Source organism: Nocardioides proteolyticus (genome assembly GCF_051280635.3).
Taxonomy (GTDB): Bacteria; Actinomycetota; Actinomycetes; order Propionibacteriales; family Nocardioidaceae; genus Nocardioides.
Map to the genome: position 1 here is coordinate 1 of NZ_JBNBPO030000043.1, position 22,592 is coordinate 22,592.

At 72.6% G+C, this 22,592-nt stretch carries 23 protein-coding genes and 1 pseudogene; 6 read left to right on the plus strand and 18 right to left on the minus strand.

Annotation, left to right across the window (positions count from 1 at the left end; all coding sequences use genetic code 11):
• The 4 genes from ACPOLA_RS18385 to rimP all read right to left on the minus strand — a co-directional run.
• The coding region (locus ACPOLA_RS18385; RefSeq protein ID WP_435771960.1) for a translation initiation factor IF-2 N-terminal domain-containing protein at nt 1–387 on the minus strand (387 nt) is incomplete at its 3' end.
• A 139-nt stretch (nt 388–526) separates the two neighbouring features.
• Entirely contained in the window at nt 527–844 is a 318-nt protein-coding gene (locus tag ACPOLA_RS18390) for a YlxR family protein (protein WP_435771961.1), read from the minus strand.
• 71 nt (nt 845–915) lie between these two features.
• On the minus strand, nt 916–1,884 hold the full coding sequence (nusA, locus tag ACPOLA_RS18395; protein WP_435771962.1) for a transcription termination factor NusA: 969 nt from the start codon (nt 1,882–1,884) through the stop codon (nt 916–918).
• Nucleotides 1,884–2,432 (minus strand): ribosome maturation factor RimP, encoded by a 549-nt coding sequence (rimP, locus tag ACPOLA_RS18400; protein WP_435771963.1) that lies wholly within the window; start codon nt 2,430–2,432, stop codon nt 1,884–1,886. The genes nusA and rimP overlap by 1 nt, the downstream gene beginning before the upstream one ends.
• A gap of 107 nt (nt 2,433–2,539) precedes the next feature.
• On the opposite strand from rimP, the gene ACPOLA_RS18405 reads away from it, so the two are divergent.
• Both ACPOLA_RS18405 and ACPOLA_RS18410 read left to right on the plus strand, forming a co-directional pair.
• Nucleotides 2,540–3,037, plus strand: a complete 498-nt coding sequence (locus ACPOLA_RS18405; protein ID WP_435771964.1) for a hypothetical protein — start codon at nt 2,540–2,542, stop codon at nt 3,035–3,037.
• Nucleotides 3,034–3,474, plus strand: coding sequence for a DUF4439 domain-containing protein (locus tag ACPOLA_RS18410; RefSeq protein WP_435771965.1), 441 nt, complete (start codon nt 3,034–3,036; stop codon nt 3,472–3,474). Before ACPOLA_RS18405 ends, ACPOLA_RS18410 begins: the two co-directional genes overlap by 4 nt.
• A gap of 320 nt (nt 3,475–3,794) precedes the next feature.
• Here the strand turns inward: ACPOLA_RS18410 and ACPOLA_RS18415 are convergent, their stop codons facing one another.
• The 4 genes from ACPOLA_RS18415 to ACPOLA_RS18430 form a co-directional block, all read right to left on the minus strand.
• Complete coding sequence (locus ACPOLA_RS18415) at nt 3,795–4,514, minus strand: HAD family hydrolase (protein WP_435771966.1); 720 nt, start codon at nt 4,512–4,514, stop codon at nt 3,795–3,797.
• Nucleotides 4,511–6,019, minus strand: a complete 1,509-nt coding sequence (scpC, locus tag ACPOLA_RS18420) for a succinyl-CoA:acetate CoA-transferase ScpC (RefSeq protein WP_435771967.1) — start codon at nt 6,017–6,019, stop codon at nt 4,511–4,513. The genes ACPOLA_RS18415 and scpC overlap by 4 nt, the downstream gene beginning before the upstream one ends.
• Nucleotides 6,019–7,788 carry a proline--tRNA ligase gene (locus ACPOLA_RS18425; protein ID WP_435771968.1) on the minus strand — a complete coding sequence of 590 codons (1,770 nt, stop codon included), beginning with the start codon at nt 7,786–7,788 and terminating at the stop codon, nt 6,019–6,021. Before ACPOLA_RS18425 ends, scpC begins: the two co-directional genes overlap by 1 nt.
• Nucleotides 7,789–7,859: 71 nt before the next feature.
• On the minus strand, nt 7,860–9,611 hold the full coding sequence (locus ACPOLA_RS18430; protein ID WP_435771969.1) for a hydroxysqualene dehydroxylase: 1,752 nt from the start codon (nt 9,609–9,611) through the stop codon (nt 7,860–7,862).
• 128 nt (nt 9,612–9,739) lie between these two features.
• Between ACPOLA_RS18430 and ACPOLA_RS18435 the strand changes: the two genes are divergently transcribed.
• Nucleotides 9,740–10,369, plus strand: coding sequence for a TetR/AcrR family transcriptional regulator (locus ACPOLA_RS18435; protein WP_435771970.1), 630 nt, complete (start codon nt 9,740–9,742; stop codon nt 10,367–10,369).
• A 4-nt stretch (nt 10,370–10,373) separates the two neighbouring features.
• Here the strand turns inward: ACPOLA_RS18435 and ACPOLA_RS18440 are convergent, their stop codons facing one another.
• The 7 genes from ACPOLA_RS18440 to ACPOLA_RS18470 are packed head-to-tail and all read right to left on the minus strand — an operon-like array spanning nt 10,374 to nt 17,599.
• Nucleotides 10,374–11,219: a GNAT family N-acetyltransferase gene (locus tag ACPOLA_RS18440; protein WP_435771971.1), complete on the minus strand. Its 846-nt coding sequence runs from the start codon at nt 11,217–11,219 to the stop codon at nt 10,374–10,376.
• A gap of 43 nt (nt 11,220–11,262) precedes the next feature.
• On the minus strand, nt 11,263–12,414 hold the full coding sequence (ispG, locus tag ACPOLA_RS18445; protein ID WP_435771972.1) for a flavodoxin-dependent (E)-4-hydroxy-3-methylbut-2-enyl-diphosphate synthase: 1,152 nt from the start codon (nt 12,412–12,414) through the stop codon (nt 11,263–11,265).
• A 31-nt stretch (nt 12,415–12,445) separates the two neighbouring features.
• The gene (locus ACPOLA_RS18450) at nt 12,446–13,807 is read right to left on the minus strand and encodes a M50 family metallopeptidase (RefSeq protein ID WP_435771973.1); all 1,362 of its coding nucleotides are present in this window, start codon (nt 13,805–13,807) and stop codon (nt 12,446–12,448) included.
• A gap of 33 nt (nt 13,808–13,840) precedes the next feature.
• On the minus strand, nt 13,841–14,926 hold the full coding sequence (dxr, locus tag ACPOLA_RS18455) for a 1-deoxy-D-xylulose-5-phosphate reductoisomerase (protein ID WP_435771982.1): 1,086 nt from the start codon (nt 14,924–14,926) through the stop codon (nt 13,841–13,843).
• 27 nt (nt 14,927–14,953) lie between these two features.
• Nucleotides 14,954–15,346 carry an MmcQ/YjbR family DNA-binding protein gene (locus tag ACPOLA_RS18460; protein WP_435771974.1) on the minus strand — a complete coding sequence of 131 codons (393 nt, stop codon included), beginning with the start codon at nt 15,344–15,346 and terminating at the stop codon, nt 14,954–14,956.
• 42 nt (nt 15,347–15,388) lie between these two features.
• Nucleotides 15,389–16,396, minus strand: coding sequence for a methylmalonyl Co-A mutase-associated GTPase MeaB (gene meaB / locus ACPOLA_RS18465; protein ID WP_435771975.1), 1,008 nt, complete (start codon nt 16,394–16,396; stop codon nt 15,389–15,391).
• A 6-nt stretch (nt 16,397–16,402) separates the two neighbouring features.
• Nucleotides 16,403–17,599: an acetyl-CoA C-acetyltransferase gene (locus ACPOLA_RS18470; RefSeq protein WP_435771976.1), complete on the minus strand. Its 1,197-nt coding sequence runs from the start codon at nt 17,597–17,599 to the stop codon at nt 16,403–16,405.
• 164 nt (nt 17,600–17,763) lie between these two features.
• Here ACPOLA_RS18470 and mce point away from each other — a divergent pair, with 164 nt between their 5' ends.
• Entirely contained in the window at nt 17,764–18,213 is a 450-nt protein-coding gene (gene mce, locus ACPOLA_RS18475; RefSeq protein ID WP_435771977.1) for a methylmalonyl-CoA epimerase, read from the plus strand.
• Nucleotides 18,214–18,333: 120 nt separating this feature from the next.
• Here mce and ACPOLA_RS18480 read toward each other — a convergent pair whose 3' ends face one another.
• From ACPOLA_RS18480 to ACPOLA_RS18490, 3 genes are read right to left on the minus strand one after another with little or no spacing between them, the layout of a single operon-like run.
• The gene (locus tag ACPOLA_RS18480; protein ID WP_435771978.1) at nt 18,334–19,227 is read right to left on the minus strand and encodes a 5-oxoprolinase subunit C family protein; all 894 of its coding nucleotides are present in this window, start codon (nt 19,225–19,227) and stop codon (nt 18,334–18,336) included.
• Complete coding sequence (locus ACPOLA_RS18485; protein WP_435771979.1) at nt 19,224–19,859, minus strand: 5-oxoprolinase subunit B family protein; 636 nt, start codon at nt 19,857–19,859, stop codon at nt 19,224–19,226. Before ACPOLA_RS18485 ends, ACPOLA_RS18480 begins: the two co-directional genes overlap by 4 nt.
• Before the next feature lie 19 nt (nt 19,860–19,878).
• Nucleotides 19,879–20,625, minus strand: coding sequence for a LamB/YcsF family protein (locus tag ACPOLA_RS18490; protein ID WP_435771980.1), 747 nt, complete (start codon nt 20,623–20,625; stop codon nt 19,879–19,881).
• Nucleotides 20,626–20,760: 135 nt separating this feature from the next.
• On the opposite strand from ACPOLA_RS18490, the gene ccrA reads away from it, so the two are divergent.
• Together ccrA and ACPOLA_RS18500 are read left to right on the plus strand one after the other, a co-directional pair.
• Nucleotides 20,761–22,110 carry a crotonyl-CoA carboxylase/reductase gene (ccrA, locus tag ACPOLA_RS18495; protein WP_435771981.1) on the plus strand — a complete coding sequence of 450 codons (1,350 nt, stop codon included), beginning with the start codon at nt 20,761–20,763 and terminating at the stop codon, nt 22,108–22,110.
• A gap of 207 nt (nt 22,111–22,317) precedes the next feature.
• Nucleotides 22,318–22,592, plus strand: a pseudogene (locus ACPOLA_RS18500) (hypothetical protein); the annotation flags it as partial.

A 22,592-nucleotide genomic window follows, 5' to 3' on the forward strand; every position in this document is an offset into this window, starting at 1 on the left:
AGGCGCCTTCGCCGGCCCCGGCCGCGGGCCGGGCCGCGGCGCGGCGGTCTTCGCCGGAGCGGGCGCCTGCGCTGCCTCTGCCGGGGCCTCGGCGGGCGTCTCGGCGGCCGGGGCCGCCGCAGCCTTCTTCGCCGCGGGCTTGGGGGCGGGCTTCCCGGCCTGGTCGGCGGGGGCCGAGGCGTCCGCCTTGGCGGACTTGTCGTCGGCCGGCTTCATCTTGGCGAGGAGCTCGGCTCCGTAGGTGTCCTCGAACTTCTTCACTGCGGGCAGCTCGATGCTCGAGGATGCAGTCTTGGCGAACTCGCCGATCGCGCTCAGCTTCTCCAGCGCTTCCTTGCTGGGAATGCCGTACTTCTTCGCGAGCTCGGAAACTCGGGTCTTGGCCACGTCTCTCCTTCTGGCCTCAAGACCCGGGTTCCGGGTGATCCTTCTTGAGACCGTTAGTGGTTGGTGAACACGCTCATCGCGAGGTACTCATCGAGTGCTCATGAGCTGTTGCTCCAGTTCCTGGTCGGTCACGGCTGATCTAGGTGGCACGGGAGTCGAGGTACGCGCCCACCGGCGCCGCGGACAGCCCGGCGCCGAGCCGCAGGGCTCGTGCGAAGGCCTTCCGCCGCACCGCGAGCTCGTAGCACTCGGCCGTGGGATGCAGGTGCGCCCCGCGGCCGGGTGAGGTGCTCGTCGGATCGGGTACGACGGCGGGTCGGCCGTCGGGTCCCGAGCCGGCGGTCACCCGCAACAACTCGCGCTTGGCGGCCCGCTGCCGGCATCCGACACAGGTCCGGACGGGTCCCGCGGGGAGACGGTCGTCCGGTGCTGCAGGGGATTTGGGTCGGCGAGCCACCGACGGACAACTCTACCGTCACCGGGCGCCGGATCACGAACCGGCGCTCCGATCCGGCGCGGGCGGGCCGGTCAGGCCTCCTCGTCGGAGTGGATGTCGATGCGCCAGCCGGTCAGCCGCGCCGCGAGCCGGGCGTTCTGCCCCTCCTTGCCGATCGCCAGGGACAGCTGGAAGTCCGGCACCACGACCCGCGCGGACTTCGCGGCCGCGTCGACGACCGTCACCGACTGGACCTGGGCGGGCGAGAGGGCGTGCGCGACCATGGTGGCCGGGTCCTCGGACCAGTCCACGATGTCGATCTTCTCCCCGCCGAGCTCGGCCATCACGCTGCGGACCCGCTGCCCCATCGGGCCGATGCAGGCACCCTTGGCGTTCACTCCCTGCACGGTGGTGCGGACCGCCATCTTCGTGCGGTGGCCCGCCTCCCGGGCGATGGCCGCGATCTCGACGGTCCCGTCGGCGATCTCCGGCACCTCGAGCGCGAAGAGCTTCTTCACCAGGCTCGGGTGGGAGCGGGACAGCGTGATCTGCGGACCGCGCATGCCCTTGCGGACCGAGATCACCAGCGCCTTGATCCGAGTGCCGTGGCGGTAGTCCTCGCCCGGCACGCGCTCGCTGGCCGGCAGGTGCGCCTCGATCTTGCCGAGGTCGACCAGCACGTCGTCGGGGTTGCGTCCCTGCTGGATGACGCCGGAGACGATGTCGCCCTCCTTGCCGGAGAACTCGCCGTACTTGATCTCGTCCTCGGCGTCGCGCAGCCGCTGGAGCATGATCTGCTTCGCCGTCGTGGCGGCGATCCGCCCGAAACCGGCCGGGGTGTCGTCGTACTCGCCGACCTGGTTGCCCTCGGCGTCCAGCTCGGCGGCGAGCACGCTGACGTGGCCGGTCCTGCGGTCGAGCTCGACCCGCGCCTGGGCCTTGGAGCCCTCGGTCTTGTGGTACGCCGTGAGCAGCGCCTGCTCGATCGCCTCGACGAGGACGTCGAACTTGATCTCCTTCTCCCGCTCCAGGGTGCGGAGGATGTTCAGGTCGATGTCCATCAGTCGGCGTCCTTCTCTGCGTCGTCTACGTCGGTGTCGGCAGCCTCGTCGACCCGGCTCTTGCGGTTGAACTCGACCTGCACCAGGGCCTTGCGCACGTCGGCGTAGGTGATCGGGACCTCGCTGCCCGCGACGTCGACGACCGCGCCGTCGTCGTCCGCCGAGACGATCCGACCCACCACGTCCTCGCCCTGCTCGAGGCTGATCCGGACCAGCCGGTCCCGGTTGCGCCGCCAGTGACGAGGCAGGGTGAGCGGCCGGTCCACGCCGCGGGAGGTGACCTCCAGCGTGTAGGGCTGCTCCCCCATCACGTCGGCGGCGCCATCGGGGCCGTCGGACTCCAGGACGCGGTCGATCACCTTGGTGGCCGCGGCCACGTCGTCGAGCGTCACCCCTCCGTCGGTGTCGACGGCGACGCGGAGGACCCGCCGCTTGCCGGCCGGGGTGATCTCGACCGCCTCCACGTCGAGGCCCAGCTCCTGCAAGGGGCCGGTCAGCGCTTGCTCGATCCGGTCGGCGGTCGCTCGCTGAGCGGAAGGCGTTCCCATGGCGAGTCTCCGTGTCCTGTTGTGGCGGTCCAGCTGTGCGGCTCGACGCCGCCTGCGCGGCGGCGGTCGTGCGAGTCCACGATAGCGGGTGCGGATAGGGTCGCCGCGTGCTCGACCGCCCCACGTCCCTGACCCGCCGCGGCCTGCTGGCCGGCGGTCTCGGCGCCGCGGTCCTGACCGGCGGGTGCGACGCCGTCGGCGACGCCCTCGGTGGCGAGGAGGCCGGGCCTCAGGGGGCCGGCACGCCGACCGCTCCCGCAGCCGACGCCGACAGCCGACTCGTCGAGGAGGTCGGCGCGGCGGTGGCGGCGACCGGAGCGCTGGCCTCCGCGACCGCCGACCAGGTGCGCGGCCTGGCGCCGATCGGTCGCCGGCTCGGTCGGCTGCACGAGGCCCATGCCGCCCGACTCGGCTGGTCGGGCACGCCGGAGGAGCCGCCGGTGCCCCGGCGGCGGGCGGCGGCGCTGCGTCGCCTGCTCGAGGCCGAGAGGCGGCTCGAGCAGCAGCTGGTCGACGCGGCGCTGGCGGCCGAGAGCGGCGCGCTCGCCCAGGTCCTCGCCTCCATGGCGGCCGCCGTCGCCCAGCAGCGGGCGGTGGTCCGGTGAGCGAGCCCACCCCGACGACGGAGCCGGGTGCCCCGGCGCTGCAGGCCGCGCTGGCCGCCGAGCACGCGGCGGTGTTCGTCTACGGCGCCCTCGGCGCCCAGGCGTCGCAGTCCGCGACGCCGGCGCTCCACGCCGCCCTGACCGAGGCGTACGTCGTCCACCGCGACCGCCGCGACGAGCTCGACGCGATGGTGGCCGCCGTGGGCGCCGAGCCGGTGGCGGCGGAGCCCGGTTACGACCTGCCGGCAGACCTGCGGTCGCCCGCCGCTGTGACCGCCCGGGCGCTGCGGCTCGAGCGGGCGGCGGCGACCACCTACGCCCACCTGGTGGCGAGCACGAGCGGGGACGCGCGGGCCTGGGCGGTCGACGCGCTGCGCGACGCGGCGGTGCGAGCCCTGCGGTTCGGCGGCGGCCCGGAACAGCTGCCGGGGCTGTAGCCCCCGCGGTCGAACCGGAGCTGCCTTACGCGGCCGCAGAGCGAACCCGAAAAACCCCAACGGCCCGCGACCTCGTCCTTCGGGGAACTCCCGAGACGTCCCCCGAAGTCGGGGTCGCGGACCGTTGTGACCGGGGACAAACGGTCGTACCTGGCGGCCGGGAGAGGTGGGGCTCACCGTTCGCCGTGTGCACGATTCTGCAACACAACCACCGCCGCGGTCTGTAGCTGACGATCCTCATAAATGTGCACTGCACAAACCTGCAGTCCGAGCCGCCCACGGGCGGCGGTCTGCGCCCTTCCTCGGGGCGGTCGACGCCGTCAGCGCCAGGGCGTCAGCAGGTCCGGGATCTCGGCCAGCCGGTGCGCGACCGCGTCCGGCCGGCCCTCGGTGTGGCCGACCTGGTCGGCGGGGATCACGCTGTGCGGGATGTGGATCGCCCGGAGCCCGGCGTTGTGCGCGCCCCACACGTCGTCGTACAGGCGGTCGCCGACGTAGACACAGCGGGCCGGGTCCTCGACGCCGACCGCCTCCATCGCCGCCCGGAAGGCGTGCGGCGACGGCTTCGTCCACGGGACCTCGCTGGTGTAGACGTCCCCGTCGATGAGGTGGTCGACGCCGTCGCGCTCGAAGAACCCGCGGTGCCAGGCACGGGGCCAGATGGTGTTGGAGAGGACGCCGACCTTGATCCCCTCCTCGCGCAGCCAGGTGAACAGCGGCGCGACCTCGGGGTCGGTGAGGGTGTGCGGCTCCCAGAACTCGTAGTAGGCGGTCAGCAGCTCTGGATCGTGGTCGAGCCCGGCGACGTCGAAGAGGTCGGCGATGGTCGAGCTCTGCTGGTGGTCGCGGCTGCGCCCCCAGATGATGCTGCCCGCCTCGTGGAGCCGCCGCGCGAACGCGTGGTGGTCGTCGGAGGTGTCCGGCGTCGCCAGCACGGCCTGTGCGAGGGCGAGCGACTCGGCGTGGAAGTCCACGTCGTGCCAGGCGGTGAGGGTGCCGCCCCAGTCGAAGATGACCGCCTCGATCCCCGAACCGGTCACATCGCACCGTCCTCGAGGTAGGCGACGTGCCAGCCGAGCGCCTCGTCGAGCAGGTGCGGCGTGTGCCGCGCCTGCGGCCGCGCGGCCCGCGCCCGGGCGACGTAGTCGGTGAGCCGGTCGCGGTAGTCCGGGTGGGCGCAGCGGGCGATGATCCGGTCGGCGCGGTCCGTCGGCGAGAGTCCGCGCAGGTCGGCGAGGCCCTGCTCGGTGATCAGGACGTGCACGTCGTGCTCGGTGTGGTCGACGTGGCTGACCATCGGCACGATCGAGGAGATGGCGCCGCCCTTGGCGCGGGAGTCGGACACGAAGAAGTTGAGGAACGCGTTGCGCGCGAAGTCGCCACTGCCGCCGATGCCGTTCATGATCGCCGAGCCCATGATGTGGGTGGAGTTCACGTTGCCGTAGATGTCGGCCTCGATCATGCCGTTGATCGCGATCACGCCGAGCCGGCGGACGAGCTCGGGATGGTTGGAGATCTCCTGGCTGCGGAGCAGGATCCGGCCCTTGTAGGAGCCGACGTTGTCGAGGAACCGCTGCTGGCCGGCGGGCGACAGGCCGAACGACGTGGCCGACAGCGAGGTCAGCTTGCCGGCGTCCAGCAGGTCCAGCAGGCCGTCCTGGATCACCTCGGTGAAGGACGTCAGGCCGTCGAACTCCGCGTCCAGCAGCCCCTCCATCACCGCGTTGGGCGTGCTGCCGACCCCGGACTGGAGTGGGAGGAGCTCCGGAGGCATCCGGCCCGCGCGCACCTCGTGGCGGAGGAAGTCGACGAGCAGCTCGGCCATGGCGCGCGACGCGTCGTCGGGCTCGTCCAGCGGGCTGTTGCGGTCGGGCGCGTCGGTCTCGACCACGGCGACCACCTTGGCCGGATCGACCCGCAGGTAGGGATCGCCGATCCGCTGCATGGGATGGGTGAGCTGGATCGGGATCCGGTGCGGCGGTCGCGCGGCACCGTAGTAGACGTCGTGGAAGCCCTCCAGGTCCCGCGGCAGCCAGTCGTTGACCTCGAGGACCACCTTGTCGGCGGTGTCCAGCCAAGTCTTGTTGTTGCCGACCGAGGTGCCCGGGACGAGGAGCCCGTTGGGCAGGATCGCCGCCACCTCGACGACCGCGACGTCGAGCTTCCCGTAGAAGCCGAACCACGCCTGCTGGGCCGAGTGCGAGAGATGGGCGTCGACGTAGTCGACCTCTCCGGCGTTGATCAGTGCGCGCAGCGCGGGGTCGGAGTTGTAGGGCAGGCGCTTGCTGAGGCCGCGCACCTCGGCGAGCGCGCCATCGACCGCCGGCCCGGTCGATGCTCCGGACCACAGGCCCACCTGGAAGTCCTCGCCGCGCCGGTGCGCGGCGCGGATCCGCCGGGCGAGCGCCGCGGGCACCGCCTTGGGGAAGCCCGCGCCGGTGAACCCGCTGATCCCGACCGAGGCGCCGGGACCGATGTGGGCGGCCGCCTCGTCGGCCGACACGACCCGCTGCGACAGGACCGGGCAGGTCACCCTGCTGCCCATCAGCCGAGGACCAGTGCCCGCAGCTCGTCGACGGCGGAGGCGAGCGCCATCTCGCGCCGCTCGCCCGTACGACGGTCCTTGACCTCGATCGTCCCGTCGGCGACGCCGCGGCCGACCGTGACGATCGTCGGGACGCCGATCAGCTCGGCGTCCTTGAACTTCACGCCCGGGCTCACCTTCCCGGCGCGATCGTCGTACAGCACCTCGACGCCGCGCGCGGACAGCGCCTCCGCCAGGCTCTCGGCGGCCTCGAGGATCGCCGCGTCCTTGCCCGCGGCGACCAGGTGCACGTCGGCCGGGGCCACGTGGCTCGGCCAGCACAGCCCGATGTCGTCGAGGGTGTTCTCCGCGATCGCCGCCACGGCGCGGGTGACGCCGATGCCGTAGGAGCCCATCGTCACGGTCACCAGCTTGCCGTTCTCGTCGAGCACCTTGAGCTCCAGCGCGTCGGCGTACTTGCGGCCGAGCTGGAAGACGTGGCCCATCTCGATCCCACGGGCGGACTCGAGCCGGCCGTCCGCGCACGCAGGACAGGCGTCGCCGTCACGCACCTCGGCCGCCTCGATGGTGCCGTCGGCGGTGAAGTCGCGCCCGGCGACCAGGTCGACCACGTGCTGGCCGGCGACGTCGGCGCCGGTCACCCACCGGGTCCCCTCCGAGACCCGCGGGTCGACGAGGTAGCGGATGCCCGAGGCGCTCTCCTCCCCCAGCACGCCGGGGCCGATGTAGCCGCGGACGAGTGCGGGGTGTCGCGCCAGCTCCGCCTCGTCCATCGGCTCGACCTCGATCGGCTCCAGCTGTCCCTCGAGCCGCTTCTGGTCGACCTCGCGGTCGCCGGGAAGGCCGATCGCGAGTGGCTCGCGGGTGCCGTCGGGGTGCTTGAGCAGGACCAGCACGTTCTTGAGGGTGTCGGCGGCCGTCCACGGCCGGTCGGCACGCGGGAACCGCTCGTTGAGGTGCGCGACCAGGGTGTCGATGGTCGGCGTGTCGGGTGTGTCCTCGGCGTGCGCGGCGGGCACGTCGCCGAAGGGCACCGGGTCGGGGGTGGGCACCTGGACGGCCTCGACGTTGGCGGCGTAGTCGCACGAGGTGCAGCGGACGTAGGTGTCCTCGCCGACGGTCGCCTTGGCGAGGAACTCCTCGGAGCGGGAGCCGCCCATCGCGCCCGAGGTCGCCTTCACGATGACGTACTCGAAGCCGAGGCGGTCGAAGATCCGGACGTAGGCGTCGCGGTGACGCTGGTAGGACGCCTCCAGGCCCGCGTCGTCGACGTCGAAGGAGTAGGAGTCCTTCATGGTGAACTCGCGGCCGCGCAGCAGTCCGGCGCGCGGACGCGCCTCGTCGCGGTACTTGGTCTGGATCTGGTAGAGCGAGAGGGGCAGGTCCTTGTAGGAGCTGTAGAGGTCCTTGACGAGGAGGGTGAACATCTCCTCGTGGGTGGGGCCGAGCAGGTAGTCGGCGTCCTTGCGGTCCTTGAGCCGGAAGATGCCGTCGCCGTACTCGGTCCAGCGACCGGTCGCCTCGTAGGGCTCACGCGGGAGCAGCGCGGGGAAGACGACCTCCTGGGCGCCGATCCCGTCCATCTCCTCGCGGATGATGCCCTCGATCTTGCGGAGCACCCGCAGCCCCAGCGGCAGCCAGGTGTAGATGCCGGGGGCGGCACGACGGATGTACCCGGCCCGGACGAGCAGCCGGTGGCTCGGCACCTCCGCGTCGGAGGGATCCTCGCGCAGGGTTCGGACGAACAGGGTCGACATCCGCATCAGCACGGTCGCAGCCTACGGGCGGCTCTCCGGGCACCGCGAACCAGATAGGCCGCCGCCGGGGCGTGAGCGGGACGTCACCCCAGGTCGAGGACGTTCGGCCGGCCCAGGCGGTAGAGGAGCCGGTCCGCCTCCTTCAGGACGGCGAACTCCGGCGGGTCGTAGAGCCGGTACGTCGCCGCCCGCTCGGCTCTGGAGCCGGACTCGTCGAGGATCGCGTTGACGGCGTGCCGCGCCGACTCGTTGGCGCCCTCCATCGTGGCGAGGTCGATGTCGGTCCGGACGTGGTCGCCGCTCATGACGAGGTTGGGGATGCGGGTGCGCGCCGTGGGGCGGTGACGCCAGGAGTCGACGGTGTTCACCAGCAGGGGCGTCCGGTTGGTGTTGCGGGCGCGGACCGGGTCCCACCGGACGCCGGGGTCGAGGAACCAGGAGTGCACGACGCCGTCGGGCAGCACCTTCCCGGCCGTGTGGTGGGCCCGGATCTGCGCCAGCACCTCCGCGGCGATCTCCTGGTGCGTGCAGCGCTTGGCCGGCTTGCCGTAGAGGATGCCCGGCGCGTCCCAGTTGGAGATGTCGACGGAGAGGATGTCGACCACGTCGCCGTCGCCGTAGTCCTCGGCGATCACCCGCTCGGCCCAGAACTGCCCCTGGGTGAGCGCGGTGAGCGCCCACGGCGCGTCGAGGAAGGTGACGTGGCCGTGGGTGATGTCGACGTGCTCGCGCAGGAAGTACTGGATGCCGACCATCCAGTCGGTGACGAGCGCGTCCATCCCGGTCAGCTGCGGGTCGAGCGCCAGCACGTCCGGAGTCATCGTGCGCCGGGCCCGCTCGGCCGGCATCGCGCTGACGAACCAGTCGGCCGCCACCCGGGTGCGGTTGCCGGCCCGGTCGGCCAGGACCGCGGCCGCGACCCGGCCGCCCTGCGTCTCGTAGCGGAGCAGGCGCTGGCCACGGACGAACCGCACGCCGCGCTCGCGCAGGTGCGCCAGCCACGGCCGGATCCACGCCTCGTCGGTCGGCAGGTCGAGCACCCGGTCGAGGGCCCCGTCGTTGCCCCGGCCCATGATGTTGTAGACGAACGCCTCGCCCATGTTGCCGATCGTCCGGGTGCTGGCCACGGTCTCCTTCGCCGCGACCAGGCTGCGGGTCAGCCCGGCGGCGAGCACCCGCTGGTACTCCACCGAGCGGCGCCCCGCGCCGACGAAGTCCCACCAGCTGACCTTCTCCCACTGCCCGAGGCGGCGCTCGTCGCAGCTGGTCAGGAAGACGAGCAGCCGCTCCACGAAGTACGCCAGCTCGTGGGGCGGGACGGTGCGTCCGCCCAGCACGTCGAGCAGGTAGCGCCGCAGGCCGTCGACCGTCAGGAGCTGGACCGGGTCGGGCCCGATGCCGAAGACGAACGCGTCGGCCCGCTCGCCGGCGCGCAGGAACTTGCCGCCGGTCGCGGCGACCAGGTTGTCCCCCACCGTCCCGGAGCCGAACGGGATCCGGCGCATGGTGTCCGGCACGTGGTGGTAGAAGCCGGGGAAGAACCGGAAGCCGTGCTCCCCGGGCAGGTCGGCGCGGCCTCCGGTGCCCGTGCCCCGCACCGGGATGCTGCGCGCCTTGCCGCCCCACGCGGAGGGCTCGAAGACGGTCACCCGGAAGCCCCGCTCGACCAGCTCGTGCGCCGCGGTCAGGCCCGCCATCCCGCCGCCGAGCACCACGGCCTGCCGACCGGGTGTCACCGCGAAGGCCGGCGCCGCCCTGCTGCCGGCAAGCACCGCTCCGGCGCCGACCGCGGCCGAGGCCGCCAACAACGTACGACGGTCCACCTGCTGTGCCATGCGACCACTCCCCGTTACCGACACCACTGTCGGTTGATGTCGCCGTTTCTATCGCCGACGCACTGCCGCGGTCAAGGGCTGGAAGCGAGGCGTCCGACCGCGGCATGGGAGCGGGCTAGCATCGCGGCGTGCGACTCGATGCGGACCAGGCGGCCCCCCGGCGGCGGCTGACGGCGTCTGCTCGACGCGAGCGGATCGAGAGCGCCGCCGTGCAGGTCTTCGCCGACCGCGGGTACGACGCCACGAAGCTCGGCGAGATCGCGACCGCGGCCGGCGTGACCCGGACCGTCCTCTACGACCACTTCGGCTCCAAGCGGGAGCTCTACCTCCACGTCGTGGCCGCGCAGAACGAGCAGATGCTCGCCGAGGTGGGGGCGCGGATCACCGGCGCCGGGCCGGGACGCACCAGGCTGCACGCCACGATCGCGGCCTACCTGTCCTTCGCCCGGTCCCGGCCGGCGGCCCGGAGGCTGCTGGTCGACCCGATCCCGACCGGGGACGCCGAGCTCGACCAGGTGCTCCGCGGCTACCGCGCCGCCCGGACCGAGGCGGTCACCGCGATGCTCGCCCCGGACCTGGCCCGCTCCGGCCTGTCGGCCGGCTCCACCGACGCAGCCGTCGTGGTGGAGCTCCTCGTCACCGGCGTGGACGGCGTCGCCCGCTGGTGGCAGGAGCATCCGGACGCGACCCTCGAGCAGGTCACCGACATCGCCGGGCGCCTGCTCTGGAAGGGCCTCCCCCGGCTCGGTGACGGGTGACGGGTCAGAACATCACGGTGGCGAAGCGGGCGGTCTCGACGAACCCCACGCGCTCGTAGGCCGCGCGCGCCGGCCGGTTCCAGTCGTTGACGTAGAGCGACACCGTCGGCGCGATCCGCGCCCGCACCTGCTCGACCACCGCCGCCATCCCCGCCGTCGCCAGTCCCTCGCCGCGCCGGTGCGGCGGCACCCAGACCCCCTGCACCTGCGCTGCGTCGGGAGTCGCGCAGGCGACCTCCGCCTTGAACACCAGCTCGCCGGCGTCGTACCGCACGAAGGACCAGCCACGGTTGATCAGCTGGAGCACCCGCGCCCGGTAGAGGTCGCCGCCACCGCCGACCTCGGGCGAGACGCCCACCTCCTCGGTGTACATCGCGACACACGCTGGGTACAGCGTGTCGAGGTCGTCGCGACAGCCGGCGCGGACGCCGGGATCGGGCGCGACCGCCGGGGGCGTGTCGATCGCCAGGTGTCGCTGGTCCCACCGCACGTCGCGGGGGTGGCCCCAGTGCGGCCCGACCTGTCCCCAGAACGTCCGCACCGCCTGCTGCGGACCCACGATGGTCGAGGCGGTACGACGCCGGGCCAGCGCGCGCTCGGCGAAGGCCAGGGCATCGTCGTCATCGGCCTGGACCGGCACCAGGTTGGCGGCGACGTGGCAGGCGGCCACCAGCCGGCCGGCGTCGAAGCGGCCCCACATCTCCCCGCCGAGCCACCGCGGCTCGAGGCTGGTGGTGTGGGCGCGGTGGATGGCGAACACGTTGACGACCGGGTCCTGGTTGGCCAGCTCGAGGAACGCTGGCAGGTCGGCGGTCGCCAGGACGCGCACGCCGTGCCGGGTCGTCAACACGGGTCGAGCCTAGGCCGTCGGGGCCGGTTGCGGGTGGACCGGCTCAGGAGACGCTGACGCTCGGCTCCGCGCCGTCGACCGGCTCCATCGACTCGGCGATCTTCATCGCCTCCTCGATCAGCGTCTCGACGATCTCCGCCTCCGGGACGGTCTTGATGACCTCTCCCTTGACGAAGATCTGGCCCTTCCCGTTGCCGGAGGCGACGCCGAGGTCGGCCTCCCGCGCCTCGCCGGGCCCGTTGACGACACAGCCCATCACCGCCACCCGCAGCGGGACCTCCAGGCCGTCGAGGCCGGCGGTGACCCGCTCCGCCAACGAGTAGACGTCGACCTGGGCCCGCCCGCACGAGGGGCACGAGACGATCTCCAGCTTCCGTGGGCGGAGGTTGAGGGACTGGAGGATCTGGATGCCGACCTTGACCTCCTCGACCGGGGGCGCGGAGAGGGACACCCTGATCGTGTCGCCGATCCCCTTCGACAGCAGTGCGCCGAACGCCGTGGCCGACTTGATCGTGCCCTGGAACGCGGGTCCCGCCTCGGTCACGCCGAGGTGGAGCGGCCAGTCGCCGCGCTCCGCCAGCAGCTCGTAGGCGCGGACCATGACGACCGGGTCGTTGTGCTTCACCGAGATCTTGAAGTCCCGGAAGCCGTGCTCCTCGAAGAGCCCGGCCTCCCAGACCGCCGACTCCACGAGCGCCTCGGGCGTGGCCTTGCCGTACTTCTCCAGCAGCCGCTTGTCGAGGGAGCCGGCGTTGACGCCGATCCGGATCGAGGTGCCGTGGTCCTGGGCGGCCCGCGCGATCTCCTTGACCTGGTCGTCGAACTTCTTGATGTTGCCCGGGTTCACCCGCACCGCCGCGCAGCCGGCCTCGATGGCGGCGAAGACGTACTTCGGCTGGAAGTGGATGTCGGCGATGACCGGGATCTGAGCCTTCTGCGCGATCTGCGGGAGGGCGTCGGCGTCGTCCTGGCTCGGGCACGCCACCCGGACGATGTCGCAGCCGGCGGCGGTGAGCTCGGCGATCTGCTGGAGGGTGCTGTTGACGTCGGCGGTCAGCGTCGTGGTCATCGACTGCACCGAGACCGGGTGGTCGCTGCCGACGCCCACCTTGCCCACCTGGATCTGGCGGGTCTTGCGGCGCGGCGCGAGCACCGGCGGAGGCGCGGCCGGCATGCCGAGGCTGATCGACGTCATGCCGTCAAGGGTACTTTCCGCACCCCGCCGATCAGGATTCGAGGTGGACCGGCACGACGAAGTCGCCGACGATCAGCACCACGCCCATCACGAGCAGCGCGCTGGCCACGACGTAGGCCACGGGCAGCAGCTTCGCGGCGTCGACGTACCCGGGATCGGGCCGGCGGAACAGGCGGGCCCACCCGCGGCGGACGCCCTCCCAGAGCGCGCTGGCGATGTGGCCGCCGTCGAGCGGCAGCAGGGGCACGAAGTTGAACATGCCGATGAAGAAGTTGAACCCGGCGATCAGCATCAGCAGCGAGATCGTCTTCTCGGTCACCGCGATCTCGTCGTGGGCAGCCGTCTCGCCGGCGAGCCGGCCGCCGCCGACGATGCTGACCGGGCCGTTGGGGTCGCGCTCCTCCAGGCCCACGATCGCCTGGCCGACGTCCCAGACCTTGACCGGCAGGGTGCCGATCGCCTTCACGACGTCGACGGTCATCGCACCCATCTGCTCGAGGGTGTAGATCGGGCCGCCCGTGGTCGGGTGCTGTGCGGGCTCCACGCCGAGGAAGCCCACCTCGGTCGGCGTGGTGTCGTCGGCCTCCAGGAACCGCGGCGTGACCTGGGTGCGGGTCTGGATCGGCACCAGCTCGCCGTCGCGCTCGACCACCAGGTGCGCGTCGCCGTTGCCGTTGGCACGGACCAGCGCCTGCACCTGCTCCCAGTCGTCGATCCGGGTGCCGTTGAAGGAGACGATCCGGTCGCCCTCGCGGATGCCGGCCTCGTAGGCGGGGGACTTGGCGTTCGCCAGCTCCTCCGGCGTGCAGGCGCGGCCGTCCTCCTGCGGCGGGACGATGCACTCCTGCACGTCGACGATCGTCGTCTCGACCGTCGGGTCGCCCGCGTTGCCGTAGGTCGCGAAGACCACGGCGAAGATGCCGAACGCGATGGCGAGGTTGACCGTGGGGCCGCCGGCCATCACGACGACCTTCTTCCACCACGGCAGCTTGTAGAACAGCCGGTCACCGTCCTCGGGCCGGACCAGCTCCCACTCGGCGGCGCGCGCGTCGGAGATCAGCTGGGTGAACATGCCGGTGTTGGACTTGCGCACCCGGTAGACGGGGTTGCCGTCGGCGTCGCGGTCCACCTCCTCGGCGAGCCCCTCGGCCGCCGGCGGCAGCATCCCGACGATCTTGACGTAGCCGCCGAGCGGCACCGCCTTGAGGCCGTACTCCGTCTCCCCGACCTGCTTCGACCAGACCGTGGGGCCGAAGCCGATGAAGTACTGGGTGACCTTCCCGCCGAACTTCTTGGCCGGGACGAGGTGTCCCAGCTCGTGCAGCCCGATCGACGCCAGGATGGCGAAGGCGAAGATCAGCACGCCGAGCGTGTAGAGCAGAACGGTCGTCATCGGTGCAGTGCGTGTCCTCGATCGGGAGCCGGCTCAGCCGGCGATGGCGCGGGCCGCAGCCTCCCGGGCCCACGCGTCCGCGGCGAGGACGTCGTCGAGGGAGAGCTGCACCCCCGAGGGTACGTCGTGCGACGTCATCACGTCGGCGATCACGTCCACGATGCCGGTGAACGGCAGGCGGCCGTCGTGGAAGGCGTCGACGCAGACCTCGTTGGCAGCGTTGTAGACCGCCGGACTGGTGCCGCCGCGCCTCCCCGCCTCGCGGGCCAGCGCGACTGCCGGGAAGGCGTCGTCGTCCAGCGGCTCGAACCGCCAGTCGGCGGCCCTGGTCCAGTCCACCGGCGTCTCGGCGCCGGGCACCCTGGCCGGCCAGGCCAGGCCCATCGCGATCGGCACCATCATCGTCGGCAGCCCGATCTGGGCGACCACGGCGCCGTCGACGAACTCGACCATCGAGTGAATCATCTGCTGGGGGTGCACCACCACGTCGATCCGCTCGAACGGGATGTCGAAGAGCAGGTGGGCCTCGATCACCTCGAGCCCCTTGTTGACCAGGGTCGCGGAGTTGGTCGTGATCACCCGCCCCATCGCGAAGTTCGGGTGCGCCAGCGCCTGTGCCGGGGTGACGTCGGCCAGCTCCGCGCGGGTGCGGCCGCGGAAGGGCCCGCCGCTGGCGGTCAGCACCAGGCGTCGTACCTCGTCGGGGGCGCCGCCGCGCAGCGACTGGGCGATCGCACTGTGCTCGCTGTCCACCGGCACGATCTGTCCCGGCTCCGCGCGCTCCTTGACCAGCGGGCCGCCGATGATGAGCGACTCCTTGTTGGCCAGCGCAAGACTCCTGCCCGCCTCGAGCGCGGCGAGCGTCGGGCGCAGCCCGACCGCCCCGGTGATGCCGTTGAGGACGACGTCGCAGGGCCGGGTCGCGGCCTCGACGCTCGCCTCCTCCCCCAGCCCGTGGAACGCCGGCCCGAACTCCTCGACCTGGCGCGCGAACAGGTCGGGGTTGCCTCCGCCCGCGGTCAGGCCGACGACCCGGAACCGGTCCGGGTTGGCCCGCACCAGGTCGAGCGCCTGGGTGCCGATGGAGCCGGTCGAGCCGAGGATGACGACGTCCCTGATCACCGGGTCATCCTCCCAGCGACGCGCTCAGGCCAGGCCACGGGACTCGAGGAAGGCCTTCGCGAGCCGCTTCGGCGCCCGGGCCAGCCAGGCGTCGGTGAGCACCTCCTCCAGCTCGTCGAGACCGATCGCGTCGAGCCGCACCAGCAGGCCCGGCCAGCCGTCGAAGTGCGGGATCGTGAAGAACACCTCCGGCTCGCTCGCCACCAGGGCCTGCTTCTCGAGGTCGTCGGCCACCCGGATCCCCATGATCTCGCCGTCGGGCGCCTCCCGGCCGAGCGCGGCGAGGTCGGCGACGTCCTTGCGGCGCAGCGGTCGGACCCAGGCGAAGGCCTTCTCCCGGATCCGCCAGCCGTTGTTGCTCTCGGTCGTCTCGGGCAGGGCGAGCGCGAGCCGTCGTACGTCCTCCCAGGTCGCCATGGCGCCAACCTACGGCGCGCGGGCGGGTCTCGTCAGGCCAGGTCAGGCCAGGTCGCCGAGCAGCGCGTCCGCGGCGGCGTAGGGGTCCGACTCGCCCGTCGCCACGGCGGCGGCGAGGCCGTCGAGCCGGTCGCCGTGGCCGAGGCTGCCCCAGCGCTCGCGGAGGGTCGTGAGCGCGATCGCCTCGATCTCCTCGCGCGCGCGCCGGGCGCGGCGGGACGCGAGCTCACCGCTCGCCTCGGCGTGCGCGCGATGCTCCTCGAGCGCGTCGACCACTGCCGCGGCGCCCTCGCCCTGGGAGGCGACCGTCTTGAGGACGGGCGGCCGCCACGCGCCCTCGGGCCGCTCGGCCATCGAGAGCATCGTGCGCAGGTCGCGCCGGACCTGGTCGGCGCCGTCGCGGTCGGCCTTGTTGATGACGTAGACGTCACCGATCTCGAGCAGGCCCGCCTTCGCGGCCTGGATGCCGTCGCCCATCCCCGGGGCCAGGAGCACCGCCGTGGTGTCGGCGAGGCGGGAGATCTCCACCTCGCTCTGGCCGACGCCCACCGTCTCCACCAGGATGACGTCGAACCCCGCCACGTCGAGCACCCGCAGCGCCTGCGGCGTGGCCCACGACAGGCCGCCGAGATGGCCGCGGGCGGCCATCGACCGGATGAACACACCCGGGTCCGTGGCGTGCTCGGACATCCGGATCCGGTCGCCGAGCAGTGCGCCGCCGGAGAAGGGCGAGGACGGGTCGACCGCGAGCACGCCGACGCGCCGGTCGCGCCGGCGCAGCTCGGTCACCAGCGCGCTGGTCGAGGTGGACTTGCCGACGCCCGGAGCGCCGGTGAGGCCGACCACCTGGGCGGTCCGGTCGGTCTCGCGGACCACCAGCGCGAGCGCTGCCATCACCTCGCGCAGCAGCGGCGAGGAGTCCTCGACGAGCGAGATCAGTCGTCCGACGGCGCGCTGCCGTCCGGCTCGCGCCTGCTCGACCAGCTCGGGAACGGCGACGGCCGACCGACCCGAGGGTCGGCCGGCCGCGCCGTCAAGCGGTTCCGCCACGCTGCGTCACTGGGCGGCGGGCACGCGCACGATCAGCGCGTCGCCCTGGCCGCCGCCGCCGCACAGGGCAGCGGCGCCGACGCCGCCACCGCGGCGCTTGAGCTCCAGCGCCAGGTGCAGCACCACGCGGGCACCGGACATGCCGACCGGGTGCCCGAGCGCGATCGCCCCGCCGTTGACGTTGACGATGGAGTTGTCGATCCCCAGCTCACGCGCGGAGGAGATGCCGACGGCGGCGAAGGCCTCGTTGAACTCGACGAGGTCGAGGTCGGTCGGGGCGATGCCCTCCTTCTCGCAGGCCTTGGCCGTGGCGGCGGCCGGCTGCAGCTGGAGCGTCGAGTCGGGACCGGCGACCTGGCCGTGGGCACCGATCTCGCAGAGGTACTCCAGGCCCAGCTCCTCGGCCTTGGCCTTGCTCATCACGACCACGGCGCACGCGCCGTCGGAGATCTGCGAGGAGGAGCCGGCGGTGATGGTGCCCTCCTTGGAGAAGGCGGGGCGCAGCTTGCCGAGCGACTCGGCGGTGGTGTCGCCGCGCACGCCCTCGTCCTCGCGGACGACGACCGGGTCACCCTTGCGCTGCGGGATCTCGACGGGGACGACCTCCTCGTCGAAGACGCCGTTCTTCCACGCCACGGCGGCCTTCTGGTGCGACTGTGCCGCGAACTCGTCCTGCTCGTCGCGGGTCAGGTTCTGGGCGGCGGCGTTGCACTCCTCGGTGAGCAGCCCCATCGCCTGCTGGGTGAACTGGTCGAACAGGGCGTCGTACGCCATGGAGTCGACGAGCTTGACGTCGCCGAACTTGATGCCCTCGCGCGACTTCGGCAGGAAGTGGGGGGCGTTGGTCATCGACTCCATGCCGCCGGCCACCACCACGTCGACCTCGCCCGCCCGGATCAGCTGGTCGGCGACCGCGATCGCGTTGAGGCCCGAGAGGCACACCTTGTTGATCGTGATGGACGGGACGTTCATCGGGATCCCGCCCTGGTGGGCGGCCATCCGCGCCGGGTTCTGGCCGGCGCCGGCCTGGATCACCTGACCCATGATCACGTAGTCGACCTGGTCGCCGGAGACGCCGGCCTTCTCGAGGGCGCCCTTGATCGCGACGCCACCGAGGTCAGCGGCGGAGAGGCTCTTGAGGCCGCCGCTGAGGCGGCCGATCGGGGTGCGGGCACCGGCGACGATGACGCTGGGACTGGACAATGCTGCCTCCGGGGACGAGGTACGGGTGAACTTTTGCGACTGTACTCGCGAGTAGTACGGACCGGCGAGGGGTCTCATCGGCGGTCCGTTGAGTCGCTCGTCACAGACCATCCGCACAGTGGTGGCCCGCCGGACCGCGCCGTCGCGATGGGCACAATGGGCCCATGACTCTCGACGGCCTGCCGCAGCACCTGTTCACCGCGATCGACCACGTGGGCATCGCCGTGCCCGACCTGGACGAGGCGATCGCGTTCTACCGCGACACCTTCGGCATGGAGTCGGTCCACGAGGAGACCAACGAGGAGCAGGGCGTCCGCGAGGCGATGGTGGCGGTCGGCGACTCCGGCTCGTGCATCCAGCTGCTGGCGCCGCTGAACGAGCAGTCGACGATCGCCAAGTTCCTCGACCGCAACGGTCCTGGCATGCAGCAGCTGGCCTACCGCGTGACCGACCTCGACCGGGTCTCGGCGGTCCTCCGCGAGCGCGGCGTCCGGCTGCTCTACCCCGAGCCCAAGCGCGGCACCTCCAACAGCCGGGTCAACTTCGTCCACCCCAAGGACGCCGGCGGCGTGCTCGTCGAGCTCGTCGAGCCCGCCGCCGACCCCACCCACTGACCCCACGAAGTGGGAGGTTTCGGCGCGCGAGGTGGCACGCTTTGGCGCACGAAGTGGCAGGTTTCGGCGCACGAGGTGGCAGGTTCCGGCGCGCGAAGTGGCGCCTTTCGTGAACACCCGTTAACGAGTCGTCCCACCTCGCGCGCCAAAACCTGCCACCTCGTGCGTCCAGGCGAAGCGCACCTGGTCGCCGGGGCGGAGCTGGGCCAGGCGGTCGGTGTCGGCGGCGACCACGACGCCGATGACGGGGTAGCCGCCGGTGACGGGGTGGTCGGGGCCGAAGAGCACCGGCTCGCCGCTCGGCGGCACCTGGACGGCCCCGCGGAGCGCTCCCTCGCTCGGGAGCTGGCCGCGGGCCGGGTCGACCGTGAGCCGGGCACCTTCCAGCCGCAGCCCCACCCGGTCGCTCGCGGCACCCACCCGCCACGTCGCGCCGACGAGCCGGTCGGCGTCGGCCACCCAGTCGTCGCGGGGACCCCGAACGACCCGTAGGACCGGGCGGGCGTCGTACGCCCGGGGCGGGACGGAGTCGACCAGCATGTCTCCCGCCACGGCGTCGCCGACGGGCAGGCGGTCGCCGACGGCGACGGGCGGCGGCCCGATGCCGGAGAGGGTGTCCCGGGACCGGGAGCCGAGCACCGGCGGGACGGCCAGCCCGCCGCGGACCGCGACGTAGCAGCGGAGGCCGGTGGCGGGCATGCCGACGGTGAGCCGCTGACCCGGCCGCAGGGCGAGGACCGCGCCGGTCGGCTCCCGGCGGCCGTCGACGGCGACCGCGGCCGGCGCACCGGTGACGCACACCCACGCGGTCGCGGCGGCCTCCACCTCCAGCCCGCCGAGGAGGATCTCGAGCGCTGCGGCGCCCGGCGCGTTGCCGAGCAGCCGGTTGCCCAGGCCGTACGACGCCAGGTCGGCCGCGCCGGACGAGCCGACCCCGATCGCCGCGTGGCCGGGGCGGCCGGCGTCCTGCACCAGGCAGGGCCCGCCGACGGCCCGGACGAGGAGCGCGCTCACCCGTCGACCGCCTCGAACCGCACGACCGAGCCCGCGGCGAGCAGCGCCGGCGGGTCGCGCCGGAGGTCCCAGAGCGCCAGCTCGGTCCGACCGATCAGCTGCCAGCCGCCCGGTGACGCCCGCGGGTAGACGCCGCTGAACTCGCCGGCGAGCCCGACCGATCCCGGAGGGACGCTCTGTCGTGGCGCGTCGCGCCGCGGCACCTGCAGCCGGGGGTCGCCGCCGGCGAGGTAGGCGAAGCCGGGCGCGAAACCACCGAACGCCACCCGCCACGGGGTGCCGGTGTGGGCGGCCACCACGTCCGGCTCGCTCAGTCCGGTCAGCCGGGCGACCTCACCCAGATCGGGCCCGTCGTAGCGCACCGGGACCACGATCACCCTTCCGCCGTCCGGCTGCTCCGGCCGTGCCCGCCCACGGCCGGACCCGAGGCGCGCCGTCACCACGGCGCGGAGCCGACCGGTCGGGACGCCGGCGCCGGCGACGAGCAGCACCGTCCGGGCCCCGGGCACGACGTCGGCGACCAAGCCGCGCACCTCCGGGTCGGCCCGGAGGGCGTCCGTGCAGCCGAGGACCTCGGCCGCGTCGGCCACCTCGACCAGCAGCCCCCGGTCGCCGTACGGCAGCAGCCTCACCACGGGCCCCTCGTCGCGGTCATCCGAACGACTCGACGCGGATCCCTGCCTCTGCGAGCGCTGCTCGGGCAGCGGCCGCCGCGGCGGCTGCCGCTGGGGAGTCGCCGTGCACGCAGATCGAGCGCACCGATCCCGACGACGCCAGCCGCACCGCCTGCGCTGCGACGTCCACGGGGTCGGCGAGCACCGCACCGGGCTCGCTGCGGGGCACCAGGCTCCCGTCGGGCCGGTAGGCCCGGTCGGCGAACCCCTCGGTCACCACAGGCAGCCCGGCCTCACGGGCGAGCCGCAGCAGCTCCGAGCCGGGCATGCCCAGGAGCGGCAGGCCGCCGTACGCCACGACGGCCTCGACCACCGCCGCCGCCTGCGTCGGCCCGGTCGTCACCGCGTGGTAGAGCGCGCCGTGCGGCTTGACGTAGGCCACCCGACCGCCCGCCGCCCGGGCCAGCCCGTCGAGCGCACCCAGCTGGTAGAGCACATCGGCAGCGAGCTCGTCCGGCGCCACGTCGATGAAGCGCCGGCCGAAGCCGGCGAGGTCGCGGTAGCCGACCTGGGCGCCGATCGCGACGCCGAGCCCCACCGCCTGCTCGACGGTACGACGCAGCGTGAGCGGGTCGCCGGCGTGGAACCCACAGGCGACGTTCGCGCTGGTCAGGTGCGCCAGCAGCGCGGCATCGTCGCCCAGCTGCCAGCGGCCGAAGGACTCCCCCACGTCGGCGTTGAGGTCGACCACCCCACCGGCGAGGGTCTCCTGGCGCGCGCTCACGACCCTATGGTGGCCCATGGCGGGCCGGCCCGATGAGACGCCGCTCACGAACTCGCCATCCCGCGGTTACCGCTGGGTAATCTGCCCGACGGCCGGACTGCCACCCACCGACAACGATCAAGGGAGACCACGACCGTGCAGCACATCCTCGACGCGATCCTCGCCGCCGACTCCGGAGGCACCTCCACGGAGGACTTCGCCAACCTCGAGCTCCCGGACTCCTACCGCGCCGTGACGGTGCACAAGGACGAGGTCGACATGTTCGAGGGCCTGCCCTCGAAGGAGAAGGACCCCCGCAAGTCGCTGCACGTCGACGACGTGCCGCTGCCCGAGCTCGGCCCGGGCGAGGCGTTCGTCGCGGTGATGGCGTCGGCCATCAACTACAACACCGTGTGGACGTCGATCTTCGAGCCGGTCTCCACGTTCGGCTTCCTCGAGCGCTACGGCCGCGAGTCGGAGCTCGCCAAGCGCCACGACCTGCCGTACCACATCGTCGGCTCGGACCTCTCCGGCGTGGTCCTCAAGGTCGGCCCCGGCGTCACCAAGTGGAAGCCCGGCGACCGCGTCGTCGCGCACTGCCTCTCGGTGGAGCTCGAGGCCCCCGACGGGCACAACGACACGATGCTCGACACCTCGCAGCGGATCTGGGGTTTCGAGACCAACTTCGGCGGGCTCGCCGAGGTCGCGATGGTCAAGGCCAACCAGCTGATGCCGAAGCCGGAGCACCTCACCTGGGAGGAGGCCGCCACCCCCGGCCTGGTGAACTGCACGGCCTACCGGCAGCTGGTCTCCACCAACGGCGGCAACATGAAGCAGGGCGACAACGTCCTGATCTGGGGCGCCTCCGGCGGCCTCGGCGGCTTCGCCACGCAGTACGCGCTCAACGGCGGCGCCACGCCGATCTGCGTCGTCTCCAACGAGGAGAAGGCCCAGATCGTACGCAACATGGGCGCCGAGCTGATCATCAACCGCGCCGAGGAGAACTACCAGTTCTGGAACGAGGACGGCACCAAGCAGAACCCCAAGGAGTGGCTGCGGTTCGGCAAGAAGATCCGCGAGCTGACCGGCGGCGAGGACATCGACATCGTGTTCGAGCACCCGGGCCGGGAGACCTTCGGCGCCAGCGTCTTCGTCACCCGCAAGGGCGGCACGATCACCACCTGCGCCTCGACAACCGGCTACATGCACGAGTACGACAACCGGTACCTGTGGATGAACCTCAAGCGGATCGTCTCCAGCCACTTCGCCAACTACCGCGAGTCGTGGGAGGCCAACCGCCTGATCGCCAAGGGCAAGATCCACCCGACCCTGTCGAAGACCTACCGCCTCGAGGAGACGGGCCAGGCCGCGCTCGACGTGCACCACAACAAGCACCAGGGCAAGGTCGGCGTCCTCGCGCTGTCCCCCGAGGAGGGGCTGGGCGTGCGCGACGCGGAGCTGCGCGAGAAGCACATCGACAAGATCAACCTCTTCCGCGGCATCTGAGCAGTCCGGAGCAGTCCGGAACACGTTGAACCAGGCGGATCCCCGAGGGGTCCGGGCAGTCCAGGAGCGGGTCCGCGCACGGCGCGGGCCCGCTCTGCTCGTGACGGGCCCGAACCGCCGGGGGTGGGGTGGGAAACCGTCGGCCCATCGGGGATCATGGGTCCGGTCCCCCCGCGAAACAGCCCGAGAGCCAGCGAGGCCCACGTCATGAGCCACCAGGGTCTGTCCATCTTCGACGACGACGACCGCAACCCCGAGGAGTCCGCCCCCGTGAGCACCAAGGCCGCCGACGACGACGAGCCGACCCAGGTCATGCCCGTAGTGAGCGACGAGCGGGCGGCTGAGCCGCAGGCCACCCCGCCCCCGGCCCGGCAGCAGCGCCCCGCCGCCGGAAGGCAGGGCACGCCCGCGGCACCGGCCAGCCAGCAGCGGGCCCAGCAGCGGGCCCAGCAGCCGGCCCCCGCGCCCCAGGCCCGTCCGCG